Source organism: Streptomyces dengpaensis, assembly GCF_002946835.1.
Classification (GTDB): domain Bacteria; phylum Actinomycetota; class Actinomycetes; order Streptomycetales; family Streptomycetaceae; genus Streptomyces; species Streptomyces dengpaensis.
The window spans coordinates 3,932,444-3,950,603 of record NZ_CP026652.1 but is presented as its reverse complement, the minus strand read 5'-3'; the positions used below and the strand labels follow the sequence as shown (position 1 = coordinate 3,950,603).

15 protein-coding genes are annotated in these 18,160 nt (G+C 71.0%); 14 read left to right on the top strand and 1 reads right to left on the bottom strand.

All coding sequences use genetic code 11. The features are described 5' to 3' along the window. Nucleotides 1–281 precede the first annotated feature (281 nt). The 7 genes from ssd to C4B68_RS44750 all read left to right on the top strand — a co-directional run bounded on the left by ssd (nucleotide 282) and on the right by C4B68_RS44750 (nucleotide 5,698). Nucleotides 282–1,376 (top strand): septum site-determining protein Ssd, encoded by a 1,095-nt coding sequence (ssd, locus tag C4B68_RS18085; RefSeq protein ID WP_099504951.1) that lies wholly within the window; start codon nucleotides 282–284, stop codon nucleotides 1,374–1,376. Continuing rightward, a complete protein-coding gene (locus C4B68_RS18080; protein ID WP_240634392.1) occupies nucleotides 1,373–2,623 on the top strand; it encodes a TadA family conjugal transfer-associated ATPase in 1,251 nt (416 codons plus the stop codon). Before ssd ends, C4B68_RS18080 begins: the two co-directional genes overlap by 4 nt. 14 nt (nucleotides 2,624–2,637) lie before the next feature. Continuing rightward, nucleotides 2,638–3,489, top strand: a complete 852-nt coding sequence (locus tag C4B68_RS18075; RefSeq protein ID WP_099504982.1) for a type II secretion system F family protein — start codon at nucleotides 2,638–2,640, stop codon at nucleotides 3,487–3,489. Further along, nucleotides 3,486–4,271, top strand: a complete 786-nt coding sequence (locus C4B68_RS18070) for a type II secretion system F family protein (RefSeq protein ID WP_099504950.1) — start codon at nucleotides 3,486–3,488, stop codon at nucleotides 4,269–4,271. The genes C4B68_RS18075 and C4B68_RS18070 overlap by 4 nt, the downstream gene beginning before the upstream one ends. A 122-nt stretch (nucleotides 4,272–4,393) precedes the next feature. Continuing rightward, entirely contained in the window at nucleotides 4,394–4,618 is a 225-nt protein-coding gene (locus tag C4B68_RS18065; RefSeq protein ID WP_099504949.1) for a DUF4244 domain-containing protein, read from the top strand. Next, entirely contained in the window at nucleotides 4,605–4,994 is a 390-nt protein-coding gene (locus C4B68_RS18060; protein WP_099504948.1) for a TadE family type IV pilus minor pilin, read from the top strand. The genes C4B68_RS18065 and C4B68_RS18060 overlap by 14 nt, the downstream gene beginning before the upstream one ends. Continuing rightward, on the top strand, nucleotides 4,991–5,698 hold the full coding sequence (locus C4B68_RS44750) for an Rv3654c family TadE-like protein (RefSeq protein WP_373682258.1): 708 nt from the start codon (nucleotides 4,991–4,993) through the stop codon (nucleotides 5,696–5,698). Before C4B68_RS18060 ends, C4B68_RS44750 begins: the two co-directional genes overlap by 4 nt. Here the strand turns inward: C4B68_RS44750 and C4B68_RS18050 are convergent. Further along, on the bottom strand, nucleotides 5,664–8,117 hold the full coding sequence (locus C4B68_RS18050) for a DEAD/DEAH box helicase (protein ID WP_099504947.1): 2,454 nt from the start codon (nucleotides 8,115–8,117) through the stop codon (nucleotides 5,664–5,666). The two genes, C4B68_RS44750 and C4B68_RS18050, sit on opposite strands and share 35 nt — an antisense overlap. A gap of 80 nt (nucleotides 8,118–8,197) precedes the next feature. Here C4B68_RS18050 and bldG point away from each other — a divergent pair, with 80 nt between their 5' ends. From bldG to topA, 7 genes are all read left to right on the top strand, one after another. Continuing rightward, entirely contained in the window at nucleotides 8,198–8,551 is a 354-nt protein-coding gene (gene bldG, locus C4B68_RS18045; protein ID WP_099504946.1) for an anti-sigma factor antagonist BldG, read from the top strand. Nucleotides 8,552–8,653: 102 nt separating this feature from the next. Continuing rightward, nucleotides 8,654–9,091 carry an ATP-binding protein gene (locus C4B68_RS18040; protein ID WP_099504945.1) on the top strand — a complete coding sequence of 146 codons (438 nt, stop codon included), beginning with the start codon at nucleotides 8,654–8,656 and terminating at the stop codon, nucleotides 9,089–9,091. Nucleotides 9,092–9,433: 342 nt separating this feature from the next. Next, nucleotides 9,434–11,839 (top strand): sodium-translocating pyrophosphatase, encoded by a 2,406-nt coding sequence (locus tag C4B68_RS18035; RefSeq protein WP_099504944.1) that lies wholly within the window; start codon nucleotides 9,434–9,436, stop codon nucleotides 11,837–11,839. Nucleotides 11,840–12,067: 228 nt separating this feature from the next. Beyond that, entirely contained in the window at nucleotides 12,068–12,658 is a 591-nt protein-coding gene (locus C4B68_RS18030; protein ID WP_099504943.1) for a small secreted protein, read from the top strand. Between the two features lie 125 nt (nucleotides 12,659–12,783). Next, the gene (locus C4B68_RS18025; RefSeq protein ID WP_099504942.1) at nucleotides 12,784–14,304 is read left to right on the top strand and encodes a DUF7059 domain-containing protein; all 1,521 of its coding nucleotides are present in this window, start codon (nucleotides 12,784–12,786) and stop codon (nucleotides 14,302–14,304) included. 580 nt (nucleotides 14,305–14,884) lie between these two features. Continuing rightward, the gene (locus tag C4B68_RS18015) at nucleotides 14,885–15,082 is read left to right on the top strand and encodes a hypothetical protein (protein ID WP_099504941.1); all 198 of its coding nucleotides are present in this window, start codon (nucleotides 14,885–14,887) and stop codon (nucleotides 15,080–15,082) included. Nucleotides 15,083–15,317: 235 nt separating this feature from the next. Beyond that, nucleotides 15,318–18,137, top strand: coding sequence for a type I DNA topoisomerase (gene topA, locus C4B68_RS18010; protein WP_099504940.1), 2,820 nt, complete (start codon nucleotides 15,318–15,320; stop codon nucleotides 18,135–18,137). Nucleotides 18,138–18,160: the final 23 nt, after the last annotated feature.

Below are 18,160 nucleotides of genomic sequence, written 5' to 3'. Positions count from 1 at the left end.
ATGGGTGAAGGCGATATTCACATCCACTGAGTTGTCCACGCTTATCGACCAAGATCCACACGATTTCCGGGATCGCTGCACCGTGATTCCTGCGCGCTCCGCTCGCGGCGAGTTCCTCGCGGCAAGTACATGGCCGGTTCCGTTTGCCGGGCGCGTTTGGCCGGTTCGTATCGGCCGTTCATATGGAGGCCGCTTGCCGGTTCTTCGGACGAGCGGGAATCGCGGGGTCGCAGAGGGCCCCGCGCAGGAAGCAGCGGAAGCAGCGAAGGGGGCTGGAGATCGTGGCGGGAGCCATCACACATGACCGGCCGCCCGCCGCCGAGGGGCGGCAGGGCGGACCGTTGATCGTTACTGAAGACGCGGAACTCCTTGACGACCTGTTGCGCCTGTGCGCGGCGGCGGGCGCCAGGCCGGAGGTCCACCACGGGGTTCCGGAGCGCAGAGGCGGCTGGGAGGCGGCACCTCTCGTCCTCGTCGGCGACGATGCCGCGCGGCGCGTGCGCGGGGCATCGCGCAGACGCGGAGTGGTGCTGGTCGGTCGGGACCAGGACGACTCGGGCGTCTGGCAGCGGGCCGTCGAGATCGGTGCCGACCATGTCCTGGTGCTGCCCGATGGCGAGCAGTGGCTGGTCGACCGCATCGCCGACGTGGCCGAAGGCGTCGGCAGGCCCGCCCTCACGGTCGGCGTGCTCGGCGGCCGTGGCGGGGCCGGAGCCTCCACGCTGGCCTGCGCGCTCGCCATCACCTCGGCGCGCGAGGGGCGGCGCACCCTGCTCGTGGACGCCGATCCGCTGGGCGGCGGACTCGACGTACTCCTGGGCGGCGAGGCGGCCGAAGGTCTGCGCTGGCCGGCGTTCGCCGCGTCCCGCGGCCGGGTCGGCGGCGGCGCGCTGGAGGAGTCGCTGCCCGAACTGCACGGGCTGCGGTTCCTGAGCTGGGATCGCGGTGACTCCGTCACCATTCCGCCGCAAGCCGTACGAGCGGTGCTGGCCGCCGCCAGACGACGCGGCGGCGCGGTGGTCGTCGACCTGCCCCGCCGGATCGACGAGGGTGTCGCCGAGGCACTCGCCCAGCTCGACCTGGGAGTCCTGGTGGTCCCGGCCGACCTGCGTTCGATCGCGGCGGCCGGACGGGTGGCGTCCGCGGTCGGCATGGTCCTGCGCGATCTACGGGTCGCCGTGCGCGGTCCCTACGCGCCGGGCCTCGACGACCGCGAGGTGGCCCGGCTGCTCGGACTGCCCCTGGTCGGCGAAGTGCCCGCCGAATCCTCGCCGTTGGACGGGGGGCCGCCGCCCGGCGGAGTGGCGCGAGGGCCGCTGGCCCGGTTCTGCGCCGCCTTCTGGAAGCGGGTTCCGGTGGAAGGCGGGGGCGTATGAGCTGGGACGCCGCCACGGGGATGGACTGCGGGGCGGGCCTGCAGGGACGTACGGCGACGGAGGGCGCCGGAGGGCCGTACGGGCGTACGGGCCTGCTGGACGGCGTACGGCAATGGCTCGCCGAGAGCGGCTCCGAGCCGACACCCGCGCGCGTGGCGCAGGCGCTGCGCGAGCAGGGGCGGGTGCTCGGGGACGCCGAAGTCCTCGGCGCGGCTGAGCGGTTGCGCTCCGAGCTGGTCGGCAGCGGTCCACTGGAACCGTTGCTCGCGGACCCGTCGGTGACCGATGTCCTGGTGTCCGCGCCGGACCGGGTGTGGGTGGACCGGGGCGGCGGCCTGGAGCTGACGGCCGTCTCCTTTCCGGACGCGGCGGCCGTACGACGCCTAGCGCAGCGCCTCGCGGCCGTGGCCGGACGACGGCTGGACGACGCACGCCCCTGGGTGGACGCGCGGCTGCCGGACGGGACCCGCCTGCACGCGGTGCTGCCACCGGTCGCCGTCGGCTCCACCTGCCTGTCCCTGCGGGTCGTACGGCCGCGTGCGTTCACGCTCGACGAGTTGGTGGCGGCGGGGACGGTGCCGCCCGGCGGGGACCGGGTGCTCAGAGCCCTGCTGGAGGCCCGGCTGTCCTTCCTGATCAGCGGAGGCACCGGTTCCGGGAAGACGACGCTGTTGAGTGCGCTGCTGGGGCTGGTCGGCCCCGGGGAGCGGATCGTGCTCGCCGAGGACTCGGCGGAACTGCGGCCCGACCATCCCCATGTGGTGCGCCTGGAGGGGCGGCCCGCCAATCAGGAGGGTGTCGGGCTCGTCGCGCTCCAGGACCTGGTCCGTCAGGCCCTGCGCATGAGACCGGACCGGCTGGTCGTCGGAGAGGTGCGCGGACCGGAGGTCGTCTCCCTGCTGGCCGCGCTCAACACCGGCCACGAGGGCGGCTGCGGCACCGTGCACGCGAACGCGGCGGCGCAGGTCCCGGCCCGCCTGGAGGCACTGGGCACCGCCGCCGGGCTCGACAGGGCCGCTCTGCACAGCCAGTTGGCGGCGGCGTTGTCCGTGGTCCTGCATCTCGTACGCGATCGGGCCGGGCGGCGGCGGATCGCCGAGGTGCATGTGCTGGAGCGCGATCCGTCCGGGCTGGTGGTGACGGTCCCAGCGCTGCGGTGGGGCGCGGAGGCGTTCGCGTACGAGCGGGGGTGGGAGCGGCTGCGGGGGCTGCTTCGGGACGGGGCCGAGGGGAGTGGTCTGGCGTGACGGAGATCGGCGGGATGTCGGTGGGGGCGGCCATGGCGTGCGCCGGGGCGGCGGCCTGGTTGATGGGCGGCTGGGACTCGGGGGCGCGCAGGGCGCGGTCGCTGTGCGCGGGCGGCGGAGTCGTGGCGCCCGGTCCGCCGCCGTGGGAGAAGGCGCTCGCAGCATGGCGGCGGGTGCGGGGGCGGCTGCGGGCCGAAGGGTGGTCGGTGGCTGCCGGGTTGGTGATCGCACTGCTGGGCGCGTCCGTGGTGCCTCTGCTCCTCGGGGCGGCGGGAGTGCCGCTGCTCAGGCGAGTACGGCGGGCCGGGGAGGCGCGGCGCGAGCGGGAGCGCCGGGGCGATGCGGTGATCGCCCTGTGCGGGGCCCTCGCTGGGGAGGTGCGGGCCGGGCGGCAGCCGGGCGAGGCGCTGCTGCGGGCCGCACGCGACTCGGGCGGGCTCGGCGAGGCGCAGGCGTTCGTGCTGGCGGCGGCGAGGTTCGGCGGGGATGTGCCGGGCTCGCTCACCGATGCGGCACGTCAGCCGGGGGCCGACGGGCTGGTGGGGCTCGCCGCGTGCTGGCGCGTGGCGGTGGACCGGGGAGCGGGCCTGGCGGCGGGGCTGGACCGCTTGGAGGGTGCACTGCGTGCGGAGCGGGACCAACGAGCCGATCTACGCGCCCAATTGGCGGGATCACGGTCGACGGCGGTGATGCTCGCGGGACTGCCGGTCCTGGGACTCCTCCTCGGCACAGCGCTGGGCGCCGATCCGCTGCACGTGCTGCTGCACACCGGCCCCGGACTGGGCTGCCTGCTGGCCGGAGGGGTGTTGGAGGGCGTGGGGCTGTGGTGGGCGCTGCGCATCGTGAGGGGAGCGGAGACGGCATGAGTGCGGAAGTTGTCCACAGGCTGGGGGCGGTGGTGTGCGGGGCGCTGGCGCTCGGGTGGCTCGTCCAGTCGCTCGGGGCGGCGCGCCGCGAGCGGCGGGCGCGCGGCAGGTTGGCGGAGTTACTGGCCCTGGAGCGGGCGCCTGCGGCGCGGCGGAGGTTCGCGGTACGGGACGGGACGCGGCGGTGGTTGCCGGTGGCGGGTGTCGTATGCGCCGGCTGGGTGCTGGTCGGCGGTCTTGCCGGGGTTCTGGTGGGGCTGGCGGCCGGGTTCGGGGTCTGGCGGTGGCGCCGACGGCGTCGATCCGCGCCGGCGGAGGAGTACGACTCGGCATGGTCCGCCCGGCAACTCCCGCTCGCGGCCGACCTGGTGGCGGCCTGCATCGCAGCCGGTGCGGGCCCCGTAGTGGCGGCCCAGGCCGTGGGCGAGGCCCTCGGTGGGCCCGTCGGGGAGCGGCTGGCGCGGGGCGCGGCGGAGGTGCGGCTCGGCGGCGAACCGGCCGAGGCGTGGCGGAGGTTGGCATCGATACCGGGGGCCCGGGCGTTGGCGCGGCTGCTGGAGAGGGCGGGCGAGTCGGGCGTACCGGCGGCCGTGCCGGTCGGGCGTCTCGCGGCGGAGGCCCGCGCCGAGTGGGGGCGTACCGCGACGGCGCGCGCACGCCGGGCGGCCGTCATGGTCACCGCTCCTGTGGGCCTGTGTTTTCTGCCCGCCTTCATCGCGATCGGTGTGCTGCCCGTGGTGATCGGGCTGGCCGACGGGCTGTTGGGAGGAGGTGGTGGATGACGGGCGACGGTGACCGCGACGGCATGCGGTGAACGACAAGTGATCGACAGCGACTGACCAACTGCAAGTGACCGACAGCACGTGACAAGTGGCCAACAGGGCTGAACCTTACGGGGGTTGAAATGCGCAAGACGGTACGAGGTCTGGTACGAGGACGTGCACAGGTGGTGCGGGCATGGCTGCTCCGCCGGGTGCGCGGAGACGCGGGAATGGTTACCTCCGAGTACGCGGTGGGGGTCATTGCCGCGGTGGCCTTCGCGGCAGCGCTCTACAAGGTGGTGACGAGCGGGCAGGTCGGCGAGGAGCTGCAGGGCATCGTGGGGCGGGCGCTGAATGTCCAGATGTGAACGGGCGCCCGGCGGCCCGGCTCGGTATCGGGACCGTGGATTCGTGACCGCCGAGGCCGCTGTGGTGCTGCCCTCGCTGGTGCTCGTCGGCATGGCGCTGGTCTGGGCCCTGCTCGCCGCGTCCGCGCAGATCCAGTGTGTGGACGCGGCGAGGGCGGGCGCCCGGGCGGCGGCGCGCCAGGACCCGCCCGACGTGGTCCTGGCGACGGCCCGCCGCGCCGCACCGCGCGGCGCGAAGATCACGGTGAACCGGGAGGACGGCCTGGTCCGGGTGACTGTCACCGCGAGCGCGCCGGGTCCCGATGCGCTGTCCGTGGAGCTGAGCCACGAAGCGGTGGCTCTGGCGGAGGAGACGGTGGGGGTGGTGGGGGGATGACGGGAGGTGGTTGGGTCGGGCGGGTCCGCCGAGCGGGGCGGGTTCCCTGGGCCGTACGGGTCCTCCGGGCCGTGTGGGTCCCCCGGGCCGGGCGGACCCTTGGGGAGGCACGGGCCGCCTTCGCCGACGGCGGACCGGCGCCCTCAGACAGAGGATCGGCGACCGTCTGGACCGTCGGGGCGATCGCCGTGCTGTGTGTCGTGTTCGGGGCGGTTCTGGCCATGGGGCAGGCCGTCGTGGTTCGCCACCGTGCGGCGGGGGCGGCCGACTTGGCGGCACTCGCGGCGGCGGACCACTGGATGAATGGAAGTACGGCGGCCTGCGCCCAGGCGGACCGGGTGGCACGGACGCAGCGCGCACGACTCGTCCGGTGCGCGGTCGAGGGCGAGATCTCGGACGTGACGGCGGCGTCGGGGAAGGGGCCGTTCGCTGCGGAGGTCAGGTCCAGGGCGGGACCTGCGGGGCCGGTCGATCCTCGCCCGCCTGCGCGAGCGCTCCGGGCGGATCCGGAGTCACCGCCTGCCGGCCCGACCTGGGGCGGCCCCAGAGCCACCGCCCGCCGGACCACCCGGGCGGATCCGGAGTCACCGTCGGTCGGCGCAACCTGGGGCGCCGCCAGAGCCGCCGTCGGTCAATCCACCCGGGCGGATCCGGAGTCGGCACCGGCGCTCAGTCCTCCGGCGCCGCTCGCAGCAACTCCGTAAGCAGGCGTACAGCCCCCCTCTTGTGCAACGGATCGTTCCCGTTGCCGCACTTGGGGGACTGGATGCAGGACGGGCAGCCGGCGTCGCACTCGCAGGATGCGATGGCCTGACGGGTGGCGGTGAGCCAGTCACGGGCCGTGTGGAAGGCACGCTCCGCGAAGCCGGCGCCGCCCGGGTGGCCGTCGTACACGAAGACGGTGGGCAGGAGCGTGTCCGGGTGGAGGGGGATGGAGACGCCGCCGATGTCCCAGCGGTCGCACGTGGCGAAGAGCGGCAGCATGCCGATCGACGCGTGCTCGGCGGCGTGCAGGGCGCCGCCGAGGATCTCCGGGTTGATCCGGGCCGCGTCCAACTGGTCCTCGGTGACCGTCCACCAGACGGCGCGCGTGCGGAGCGTACGAGGAGGGAGGTCGAGTTTCCCCTCGCCCAGGACCTCACCGGTGATGACACGTCGACGCAGGAAGGAGACGACTTGGTTGGTGACCTCGACGGAGCCATAACACAACCGGCCCTCGCCCCAGGGGACTTCGATGTCGGTCTCCAGGACGGAGATGGACGTCGTGTCGCGGGCGACCGTCGAATACGGCGGGTTGGCCTCCTCGACCAGCGCGACGGAGTCCTCCAGGTCCAGCTTGCGCACCAGGTACGTACGGCCCTGGTGCAGATGGACCGCGCCCTCGTGGACCGCCGTGTGCGCCGCGTCCTCGTCGACCGTGCCGAGCAGCCGCCCGGTCCCGGCCTCGACGACCTGCACCGGGTTGCCGCCTCCCCCGCGGATGTCGGTCAGGTCGGCGGCCCGCTCCCGGCGCGTCCAGTGCCAGGCCTTGGTCCGGCGGCGCAGCAGTTTCGCGGCCTCCAGCTGCGGCAGCAGGTCGGCGGTGGCCGGGCCGAACAGCTCCAGGTCGTCGTCCGTGAGGGGTATTTCGGCGGCGGCGGCGCACAGGTGCGGGGCGAGGACGTACGGGTTGTCGGGGTCGAGGACCGTGGACTCCACGGGCTGGTCGAACAGGGCCTCGGGGTGGTGGACGAGGAACGTGTCCAGCGGGTCGTCGCGGGCGACGAGGATCGCCAGCGCGCCCTGCCCGGAGCGGCCCGCGCGCCCCGCCTGCTGCCACAGGGAGGCGCGGGTGCCCGGATAGCCGGCGATGACGACGGCATCGAGGCCGGAGACGTCGACGCCGAGTTCGAGGGCGGTGGTGGCGGCGAGGCCGAGGAGTTCGCCGGAGTGCAGGGCGCGCTCGAGGGCGCGGCGTTCCTCGGGGAGGTAGCCGCCGCGGTAGGCGGCCACGCGCCGGGCCAGCGCGCGGTCGACCTCGCCGAGGCGTTCCTGGGCGATCACCGAGATCAGCTCGGCGCCGCGCCGGGACCGTACGAAGGCGATCGAGCGTTCACCCTGGACGGTGAGGTCGGTCAGCAGGTCGGCCGTCTCGGCGATCGCGGTACGCCGAACGGGTGCACCCTTCTCGCCGTGCAGTTCGGTAAGCGGGGGCTCCCAGAGGGCGAACACCAGTTCCCCGCGTGGGGAGGCGTCGTCGGCGACCTCGACCACGGGGAGCCCGGTCAGGCGGCGCGCCGCGACCGACGGCTCGGCGGCGGTCGCGGAGGCCAGCAGGAAGACGGGCGACGCGCCGTAGCGGGCGCACAGGCGGCGCAGACGGCGCAGCACCTGGGCGACATGCGAGCCGAAAACGCCGCGGTAGGTGTGGCACTCGTCGATGACGACGTACTTCAGGGCACGGAGGAAGGAGGACCAGCGGGGGTGGGAGGGCAATATCCCCCGGTGCAGCATGTCGGGGTTGGTCAGGACGTAGTTGGCGTACTGACGTACCCATTCGCGTCCTTCGACCGGAGTGTCCCCGTCGTACACGGCTGGGCGAATGGCATTGCCCAAAGTTTGTGAAAGTTCCTTCACGGAACGCCACTGGTCGGCGGCGAGGGCCTTCGTCGGGGCCAGGTACAGGGCGGTGGCGCCGCGCCCGTTCGGGGCAGCGGAGCCGTCCAGGAGGGCGGTCAGGACCGGGACGAGATAGGCCAGGGACTTGCCCGAGGCCGTGCCCGTGGCGACGACCACCGACTCGCCGTCCAGGGCGTGCTCGGCGGCGCGTGCCTGGTGGGCCCAGGGGTGTTCGATGCCCGCGGCCTGCACCGCTGCGATGACCTCGGAGCGGATCCGGTCGGGCCAGACGGCATGGCGACCCTCGCGCGGGGGCAAGTGCTCCGTATGAGTGATGCGCGAAGCCCGGCTCGGTCCCGAGGCGAGCCGGTCCAGGATTGTGCCTGGCGAGGGGCGGGAAGCGGTGTCCGTCGAGGGTCGACCGGATCGGAGATTCTTGGCCATCGGCATCGAGTGTGTCACTGGCGTGACGGACAATGGGTCCAAGGCGTCGTGCGCGCCTGCCGGTAAGTGATTGAATGCCATCACGGCTGGCGAACCGTTCAGGGGGCTCTGCCGAGGTGTCCCATGGGGCGACCGCTCGATAGCAAGGTGCTGGAGGATCCGTGGACCTGTCCTTGTCGACTCGCAATGTGCCCGGCCCTAACGGCGACCGTACGGTCGTCGAGGTCGGCGGCGAAATCGATGTATATACCGCGCCCAAGCTGCGGGAGCAGCTGGTCGAGCTGGTGAACGACGGCAGTTTCCACCTTGTCGTCGACATGGAGGGCGTGGACTTCCTCGACTCCACTGGGCTCGGCGTGCTGGTGGGCGGCCTGAAGCGCGTACGGGCCCATGAGGGCTCGCTGCGGCTGGTCTGCAACCAGGAGCGCATTCTCAAGATCTTCCGTATTACTGGTCTCACCAAGGTGTTCCCGATCCACACCTCGGTGGAGGAGGCGGTCAACGCCACCGACTGACCACTGGTCTTCCCGGGCCGTGGGCCCGGGTTCGCAGCAGGTGGGGGTCCGGGCCGGCGGCCCGGCCCCCTGACAGCACGCCCGTAGTTCAGAGGGGGATGCATGGCCACCGTTGAACTCCGCTTCAGCGCGCTGCCCGAGCACGTCAGGACCGCCCGACTGGTGGCGGCAGCGGTGGCGCGCAGGGCCGGAGTGGACGAGGCCGTACTCGACGAGGTCAGGCTCGCCGTAGGTGAGGCCTGCAGCCGTGCCGTCGGGCTTCACCAGAGCAGCGGGATCTCAGAGCCGGTGCGCGTGTCGCTGATCGAGGACGAGAAGCAGTTCTCCATCGAGGTCGGCGACGAGGCACCGCGTACGGCGCCCGGTGAGTCGGTGCCCGGCGCCTCCCCAGGTGACGCGGACGCGGAGACCGAGGAGGACGACATGGGCCTCGCGGTCATCAGCGGCCTTGTCGACGACGTGGAGGTCACCGCCGGGGAGAACGGCGGACTGATCAGGATGAGCTGGCCCACCACGCCGCCGGCCACGCTCCTTCCCTGACCGGCCGCATCCCCGACCCCGGCCTAGGCCTCGACCCTGACCTCGTGGTCGATCCCGTCTCCTCGCAACAAACCCGAAGGGCCCTGCTCAGCAGGGCCCTTTTCGCATGTCCGGGCCGCGCTCCGCCTTTTCGTGAATTCATTCACGATCAATCACGCGATCATTTGATCAAGCGTCAACGCTTTTGGGGCATTACCTCTTTTGGGTTCCATGGATGGACTGCGATCATTCGCTGAAGGGCATGTGAAGGGCAATTCTGTTTGCCGCCCACTGTTTTGATCAGGTTCCGGTACCTAGAATCCGTCCACATCTTGAGCTCAGCACAGGCGTCAAGGAGGACGAATGGCGGGGCTTTTTACCCCTCATCAGTTTGACCAACCCACAACCTTCGCAGCCGCAGTACTGACCGACGACAACCGTCTCATCGTGATGGTCATCGGAGCCGTCGCGCTGACGGCGCTCGTAGTCGCCGGGATCCTGGTGCGCCAGGTGCTCGCGGCGGGCGAGGGCACCGACAGCATGAAGAAGATCGCGGCGGCGGTCCAGGAAGGTGCGAATGCCTACCTGGGGCGCCAGATGCGCACCCTCGCGGTATTCGCCGTCGTGGTGTTCTTCCTGCTCATGCTGCTGCCCGCGGACGACTGGAATCAGCGCGCGGGCCGATCGATCTTCTTCTTGATCGGCGCGGCGTTCTCGGCGACCACCGGCTATATCGGTATGTGGCTCGCCGTACGGAGCAATGTCCGCGTGGCCGCCGCGGCAAGGGAAGCGACCCCGGCGGAGGGTGAGCCCGAAAAGGATCTCACCGCCGTCTCGCACAAAGCCATGAAGATCGCTTTCCGCACGGGCGGCGTCGTCGGCATGTTCACGGTGGGGCTCGGTCTGCTGGGCGCCTCTTGTGTGGTGCTCGTGTACGCCGCCGAGGCGCCGAAGGTCCTGGAGGGCTTCGGCCTCGGGGCCGCGCTGATCGCCATGTTCATGCGTGTCGGCGGCGGCATCTTCACCAAGGCCGCCGACGTCGGCGCCGACCTGGTCGGCAAGGTCGAGAAGGGCATTCCGGAGGACGATCCGCGCAATGCCGCGACCATCGCCGACAACGTGGGCGACAACGTCGGCGACTGCGCGGGAATGGCCGCCGACCTCTTCGAGTCGTACGCCGTCACACTCGTCGCCGCGCTGATCCTCGGCAAGGCGGCGTTCGGCGACTCCGGGCTCGCGTTCCCGCTGATCGTGCCCGCGATCGGCGTACTCACCGCGATGATCGGCATCTTCGCGGTGGCGCCACGGCGCTCCGACCGCAGTGGCATGTCCGCGATCAACCGCGGCTTCTTCATCTCCGCGGTGATCTCGCTGGTGCTGGTGGCCGCGGCCGTCTACATCTATCTCCCGGCGAAGTACGCCGATCTGGACGGTGTCACGGACGCGGTGATCAAGGCCAAGGACGGCGATCCGCGGATTCTCGCGATCGTCGCCGTCGCGATCGGCATCGTGCTGGCCGCGCTGATCCAGCAGCTGACCGGCTACTTCACCGAGACCACCCGCCGTCCCGTACGGGACATCGGCAAGACCTCGCTCACCGGCGCGGCCACCGTCGTCCTCGCCGGTATCTCCGTGGGTCTCGAATCGGCCGTCTACACCGCCCTGTTGATCGGCCTCGGCGTGTACGGGGCATTTCTGCTCGGCGGTACGTCGATCATGCTGGCGCTCTTCGCGGTGGCCCTCGCCGGAACCGGACTGCTCACCACGGTCGGCGTCATCGTCGCCATGGACACCTTCGGCCCGGTCTCCGACAACGCGCAGGGCATCGCCGAGATGTCCGGCGATGTCACCGGCGCCGGCGCCCAGGTGCTCACCGACCTGGACGCCGTGGGCAACACCACCAAGGCCATCACCAAGGGCATCGCCATCGCCACTGCCGTCCTCGCGGCCGCGGCGCTCTTCGGCTCGTACCGGGACGCGATCGTCTCGGCCGCGAACGAGGTGGGCGAGAAGGTCTCCGGCGCCGGCGCGCCGATGAACCTGATGATGGACATCTCGCAGCCCAACAACCTGGTGGGTCTCATCGCGGGCGCCGCGGTCGTCTTCCTCTTCTCGGGGCTTGCGATCAACGCGGTCTCGCGGTCCGCCGGGGCCGTGGTCTACGAGGTGCGGCGGCAGTTCCGTGATCACCCCGGGATCATGGACTACACCGAGAAGCCCGAGTACGGGCGCGTCGTCGACATCTGCACCAAGGACGCGCTGCGCGAGCTCGCTACGCCCGGCCTGCTCGCCGTCCTCACGCCGATCGCGATCGGGTTCACGCTCGGGGTCGGCGCGCTCGGTTCGTTCCTCGCGGGCGCGATCGGCACCGGCACGCTGATGGCGGTCTTCCTCGCCAACTCCGGTGGCGCGTGGGACAACGCGAAGAAACTCGTCGAGGACGGCCACCACGGCGGCAAGGGCAGTGAGGCCCATGCCGCGACGGTGATCGGCGACACCGTCGGCGACCCGTTCAAGGACACCGCGGGCCCCGCGATCAACCCGCTGCTGAAGGTGATGAACCTGGTGTCGCTGCTGATCGCCCCGGCGGTCGTCAAATTCTCGTTCGGCGAGGACAAGAGCGTGGCTGTACGGGTGCTCATCGCCGTCCTCGCGATCCTCGTGATCGTGGGCGCGGTGTACATCTCCAAGCGGCGCGGGATCGCCGTAGGTGACGAAGACGACGCGGAAAGGGTGTCCAAGTCACCTGACCCTGCGGTGGTTTCGTAGCTCACAGGTCCCACACCTGGCCGGGTACGGACTCTTGTGCCTGGTCAGGTACCGGTCAACGGGCGGGCGGGCGGCACGCATTGGCGCGCTGCCCGCCCGCCCTGTGTGCGTTCACGCCTTCTCCGTGAGCCTTCTCTCGCTTGGAGTAAATGGCTAAATATGGGTTTTTTCGGACGTTCGACATGCCGTTGTGGCCCACATGGCGTGTATCTTCCGGGGCCGAAGGCCATGGAAGGGACCAATCCGGTGAACAAGAAGCTCGCGGCCGCACTGTCCGGCGGTGCGGTACTGGTACTGGCGCTGTCCGGATGCGGCAGCGACAACAACAACGACAAGCTGAATTCCTGGGCCAAGCAGGTCTGCGACGCGGTGCAGCCGCAGGCAACGAAGATCGAGGCCGCCAACGCCGCGATCCAGAAGGAGACCTCGGACAACAGCAAGCCGGAGAACGTCCAGAAGACGGACGCGAAGGCCTTCCAGGACATGTCCGACGCCTACAAGGCCATCGGCGCCGCCGTCGACAAGGCGGGAGCGCCGAACGTCGACAACGGCGAGACGAAGCAGACCAACGCGGTCAAGGAGCTCAACGGCATCTCCACGTCGTACGCCGACCTGAAGAAGCAGGTCGACGAGCTCGACACCAAGGACCAGGCCAAGTTCGCGGACGGCCTCAAGGACATCGCGACCCAGCTCGACAAGCTGAGCCAGAGCGGGAACGACGCCCTGAAGACGCTCGAGGAGGGGGACGTCGGCAAGGCGATGGCGCAGCAGGAGAGCTGCAAGAGCGCGTCCGCTTCCCCGGCGGGCACCAAGAGCTGAGCTTCGGCTACGAGGTCCCCGGCGCCGGGCGCTGATTGCGCCTCTACGGCGCCGGGGCCGGCCCCATGGCCCCGCGGAACGACTGCCCACAGCGGCGCCGCGGGGTTGAGGGTCACAATGGGGGCGTGAGTCATACCAGCCTGTCACCGTTGCCCTCGTCCGATCGTCTCGACGTCGCCGCTCGGCTGCGGGACGCCCTGCTGGGCGCCTCCTTCACCGCCGACGGACTGCTCGAGCTGCTCGGCGCCCCCGCGTACGCGGCGCTGGCGCGCAGCGAGACCGTGCCCGCGCTCCGGGCGACCCGTGGGGACACGCCGCTGGAGACACTCGTACGGCTCTTCCTGCTGCAGCAGCCCGTGCCGCACGCGCGCGTGGCGGACCTCCTGCCGGTCGAGGACTGTCTGGAGAGCGGCTGGCTGACCCGGGTGGACGGGGACGAGGTCGCCGCGACGGTGGACGTCCGGCCGTACGGCGGGCCCGGCGGCGAGGACTGGTTCATCGTGTCCGACCTGGGGTGCGCCGTCGGCGGCGCGGGCGGGATCGGCAGCAGGGAGCAAGGCGTCGTCCTCGGGGTGGGTGGGGCCTCCACGACCCTCGCCGGCATCACCGTCCGTACGCCCGTCGCCTCCGCGCTCGACCTCGGCACCGGCTCCGGCATCCAGGCCCTGCACGCCGCGCAGCACGCCACGCGCGTGACCGCGACCGACCTCAACCCCCGCGCGCTGCACATCACCGCGCTCACCCTCGCGCTCTCCGGCGCCCCGGCGGCCGATCTGCGCGAGGGCTCGCTCTTCGAGCCGGTCGCCGACGACGAGACGTACGACCTGATCGTCTCGAACCCGCCCTTCGTGATCTCCCCCGGCGCCCGGCTCACCTACCGCGACGGCGGGATGGGCGGGGACGATCTGTGCCGCACGCTCGTTCAGCAGGCGGGGGACCGTCTCAACGAAGGGGGGTACGCGCAGTTTCTGGCCAACTGGCAGCACGTGGAGGGCGAGGACTGGCAGGACCGTCTGCGCTCCTGGGTGCCGCGCGGGTGCGACGCGTGGATCGTGCAGCGCGAGGTCCAGGACATCACGCAGTACGCCGAGTTGTGGCTGCGGGACGCGGGCGACCACCGCAGCGACCCGGCCGCGTACGAGGCGCGGTACGACGCGTGGCTGGACGAGTTCGAGGCGCGCAAGGTCAAGGCGGTCGGCTTCGGCTGGATCACGCTGCGCAAGACGGCGGCTGAGGGGCCCTCGATCACGGTCGAGGAGTGGCCGCACCCCGTCGAGCAGCCGCTCGGTGACACCGTGCGCGCGCACTTCGACCGCGTCGACTATCTGCGGGCGAACGACGACGCGGCCCTGCTCGCCGGGCACTTCAAGCTCGTGGAGGAGGTCGTCCAGGAGCAGGTCGGGCTGCCCGGCGCCGAGGACCCGGAGCACGTGGTGCTGCGTCAGCAACGCGGGATGCGCCGGGCCACCAAGGTGGACACGGTCGGCGCGGGCTTCGCGGGCGTGTGCGACGGCACGCTGAGCGCGGGCCGCATCCTCGACGCCATCGCTCAACTGGTCGGCGAGGACCCGGTGTTGCTGCGCGACCGGACGCCCGCACAGATCCGGCTGCTGGTGGAGCAGGGGTTCCTCGAGCCTGCCGGGTAGCGGGGCTGCTGGGTAGCGGGGCTGCCGTGTGCCTCGCAGGGGCCGGCTGCGCCGGGGGCGGGCGCCGCGGCCGGACCCGGCGCGGCCGGACCGGGCGGTCACGCCACGCCGGGTGGCCCACGCGGACCGGTCGCCGGTACCCGTCGCCGTACGCCTCGTGGAGTTCAGTGGCACCGCACAGTGCGTACGTCGTCCGCCCCCTATGCGAGCGGTCCGGACTTACGCGGGGACCGGCCGGCGCGCTTCAGTCCCTGGTGACCGACAGTGCCAAGCCGCGCACCGACCGGGTCGACGAGTTCGAGTCGAGTTGGGCGCCCGGATCGGAGTCGCGGCCACGGTCGGCTGAGCGACAAGGAAGACAGGGAAGACCGGAACGACAGATTCGCCACAGTCGTGATCGCGGTGGGCCTCGCCGAAAAGAAAGAAAAGAAAAAAGACGACCGGGAAGATACCGGCGCCGGGTACGGTCTGAGCACCCCATGGGATGCCGGTTGCCCGGCGTTCACGGCAGGTTCGCCCGTCGGTTTCCGGGGCGTGCCAGCCTCCCGACTCTGAGGATTCGGGGCGGAAGGACACACCCATGGAAAGCGGACCGGCGATCTTCGCGGGGACGGTGTTCGCCCTGTTCGGAGGCGGACTGCTGGCCTGGACCGCGGTCCGGCTGCGGCAGGGCGAGCCGGTCGCCCTCGGTGTGAACCGCGTCGCATCGGTGACGCTCGCGAGTGTCGTCGGAACCGCTGCGCTGGTGGTCGGGATGTGGTGCTTGACGCGCGCGTGAGGACCGGCAATCCGGTAACTGGGAGGTCACGCTCCGGATAGGCCCGAAAGTGCTGGTCGACACTCTGGGCGGCAGGAATGGCGGTAGTCGGGTTACCGTTCGAGTGGCCGTTGCGGGCTTTTCCCGTTTGACACGGGGACGGGATGTACCGTCACACTCCGCAGCGTCAGCATGACCCGACCCCCGGGAGCAAGACCTGGGGAGCCCCCCTCGTCGACCGGAGAGAAGAGCGAAGTTGTCCCCGACCAGCGACACCGCACACGGCGGCCGCCGACTCGTCATCGTCGAGTCGCCTGCCAAGGCGAAGACGATCAAGGGCTACCTCGGCCCCGGCTATGTCGTCGAAGCGAGCGTCGGGCACATCCGCGACCTCCCGAACGGCGCCGCGGAGGTGCCGGAGAAGTACACCGGCGAGGTGCGCCGCCTCGGCGTCGACGTCGAGCATGACTTCCAGCCGATCTACGTGGTCAACGCTGACAAGAGAGCCCAGGTCAAGAAGCTCAAGGACCTGCTGAAGGATTCCGACGAACTCTTCCTCGCCACCGATGAGGACCGCGAGGGCGAAGCCATCGCGTGGCACCTCCTGGAGGTCCTGAAGCCCAAGGTCCCGGTCAAGCGGATGGTGTTCCACGAGATCACCAAGGACGCGATCCGCGAGGCCGTGGCCAACCCGCGCGACCTGAACAAGCGCATGGTCGACGCCCAGGAGACCCGCCGCATCCTCGACCGCCTCTACGGCTACGAGGTCTCGCCGGTCCTGTGGAAGAAGGTCATGCCCCGTCTGTCGGCGGGCCGTGTCCAGTCCGTGGCGACCCGCCTCGTCGTCGAGCGCGAGCGCGAGCGCATCGCGTTCCGCTCCGCCGAGTACTGGGACCTGACCGGCACCTTCGGCACCGGCCGCGTCGGCGACAACAGCGACCCGTCCTCGCTGGTCGCCCGCCTGGCGTCGGTCGACGGCCGGCGCGTCGCCCAGGGCCGCGACTTCGACTCGCTGGGCCGGCTGAAGAGCGCGAACACGCTGCACCTGGACGAGGCGAACGCCCGCGCGCTCGCCGCCGCCCTGGAGAACACCGACTTCGCCGTCCGCTCGGTCGAGTCCAAGCCGTACCGCCGCTCGCCGTACGCGCCGTTCCGTACGACGACGCTTCAGCAGGAGGCCTCGCGCAAGCTCGGCTTCGGCGCCAAGGCGACCATGCAGGTGGCCCAGAAGCTGTACGAGAACGGCTTCATCACCTACATGCGTACGGACTCCACGACCCTCTCGGACACCGCGGTCGCCGCCGCCCGTGCCCAGGTCACGCAGCTGTACGGCGCCGGCTACCTGCCGGCCCAGCCGCGTACGTACGCCGGGAAGGTCAAGAACGCGCAGGAGGCGCACGAGGCGATCCGTCCCTCGGGTGATCGTTTCCGCACCCCGGCCGAGACGGGTCTGACCGGCGACCAGTTCAAGCTGTACGAACTGATCTGGAAGCGGACCGTCGCCTCCCAGATGAAGGACGCGACCGGGAACAGCGTGACGGTCAAGATCGGTGGCACGGCCGCCGACGGCCGCGACGTCGAGTTCACCGCGTCCGGCAAGACGATCACCTTCCACGGCTTCCTCAAGGCGTACGTCGAGGGCGCGGACGACCCGAACGCCGAGCTCGACGACCGCGAGCGCCGGCTGCCCCAGGTCAACGAGGGCGACCCGCTGTCCGCCGAGGAGATCACGGTCGACGGGCACGCCACCAAGCCCCCGGCCCGCTACACCGAGGCCAGCCTGGTCAAGGAGCTCGAAGAGCGCGAGATCGGCCGCCCGTCGACGTACGCGTCGATCATCGGCACGATCCTCGACCGCGGATACGTGTTCAAGAAGGGCACGGCCCTTGTGCCGTCCTTCCTGTCCTTCGCCGTGGTCAACCTCCTGGAGAAGCACTTCGGGCGGCTCGTCGACTACGACTTCACGGCCAAGATGGAGGACGACCTCGACCGCATCGCGCGCGGTGAGGCCCAGTCCGTGCCGTGGCTGAAGCGGTTCTACTTCGGCGAAGGCGTCGGCGACGGCGGCGCCGCGGACGCCGGAAACGGCGACGGGGACCACCTCGGCGGCCTCAAGGAGCTCGTCACCGACCTGGGCGCCATCGACGCCCGCGAGGTGTCGTCCTTCCCGGTCGGCAACGACATCGTGCTGCGCGTCGGCCGCTACGGCCCGTACATCGAGCGCGGCGAGAAGGACGCGGAGAACCACCAGCGCGCCGACATCCCCGAGGACCTGGCACCCGACGAGCTGTCCGTCGAGCTCGCGGAGGAGCTGCTCGCCAAGCCGAGCGGCGACTTCGAGCTGGGCGCCGACCCGGCGACGGGCCACCAGATCGTCGCCAAGGACGGCCGCTATGGCCCGTACGTCACCGAGGTGCTCCCCGAGGGCACCCCGAAGACGGGCAAGAACGCCGTCAAGCCGCGTACGGCGTCGCTGTTCAAGTCGATGTCACTCGACACGGTGACTCTCGAGGACGCCCTCAAGCTGATGTCCCTGCCGCGCATCGTCGGCACGGACGCCGAGGGCGTGGAGATCACCGCGCAGAACGGGCGCTACGGGCCCTACCTGAAGAAGGGCACGGACTCGCGCTCCCTGCAGTCCGAGGACCAGCTCTTCACCATCACCCTCGAAGAGGCGCTGGAGATCTACTCGCAGCCCAAGCAGCGGGGCCGCGCGGCCGCCAAGCCGCCGCTGAAGGAGCTGGGCGAGGATCCGGTCAGCGGGAAGCCCGTCGTCGTCAAGGACGGCCGCTTCGGGCCGTACGTGACCGACGGCGAGACCAACGCGACCCTGCGCTCCGGCGACAGCGTCGAGGACATCACCGCCGAGCGCGGCTACGAGCTGCTCGCCGAGAAGCGCGCCAAGGGCCCCGCCAAGAAGACGGCCGCGAAGAAGACCGCCGCGAAGAAGACGGCTGCCAAGAAGGCACCTGCCAAGAAAACGGCCGCAAAGAAGACGACGACTTCGAAGACGGCCGCCAAGAAGGCGCCTGCGAAGAAGGCCGCCGCCAAGAAGACGGCTGCTTCGGAGGGCTGATCCCTTCGGTGCCTGATGTCGGT

Bases quoted from the DNA above. Each gene is read 5' to 3' on its own strand.
- C4B68_RS18080 (WP_240634392.1), top strand. From the start codon at position 1,373: ATGAGCTGGGACGCCGCCACGGGGATGGACTGCGGGGCGGGCCTGCAG.
- C4B68_RS18075 (WP_099504982.1), top strand. From the start codon at position 2,638: ATGTCGGTGGGGGCGGCCATGGCGTGCGCCGGGGCGGCGGCCTGGTTG.
- C4B68_RS18070 (WP_099504950.1), top strand. From the start codon at position 3,486: ATGAGTGCGGAAGTTGTCCACAGGCTGGGGGCGGTGGTGTGCGGGGCG.
- C4B68_RS18065 (WP_099504949.1), top strand. From the start codon at position 4,394: ATGCGCAAGACGGTACGAGGTCTGGTACGAGGACGTGCACAGGTGGTG.
- C4B68_RS18060 (WP_099504948.1), top strand. From the start codon at position 4,605: ATGTCCAGATGTGAACGGGCGCCCGGCGGCCCGGCTCGGTATCGGGAC.
- C4B68_RS44750 (WP_373682258.1), top strand. From the start codon at position 4,991: ATGACGGGAGGTGGTTGGGTCGGGCGGGTCCGCCGAGCGGGGCGGGTT.
- C4B68_RS18050 (WP_099504947.1), bottom strand. From the start codon at position 8,117: ATGGCATTCAATCACTTACCGGCAGGCGCGCACGACGCCTTGGACCCA.
- C4B68_RS18040 (WP_099504945.1), top strand. From the start codon at position 8,654: ATGGCCACCGTTGAACTCCGCTTCAGCGCGCTGCCCGAGCACGTCAGG.
- C4B68_RS18035 (WP_099504944.1), top strand. From the start codon at position 9,434: ATGGCGGGGCTTTTTACCCCTCATCAGTTTGACCAACCCACAACCTTC.
- C4B68_RS18030 (WP_099504943.1), top strand. From the start codon at position 12,068: ATGGAAGGGACCAATCCGGTGAACAAGAAGCTCGCGGCCGCACTGTCC.
- C4B68_RS18015 (WP_099504941.1), top strand. From the start codon at position 14,885: ATGGAAAGCGGACCGGCGATCTTCGCGGGGACGGTGTTCGCCCTGTTC.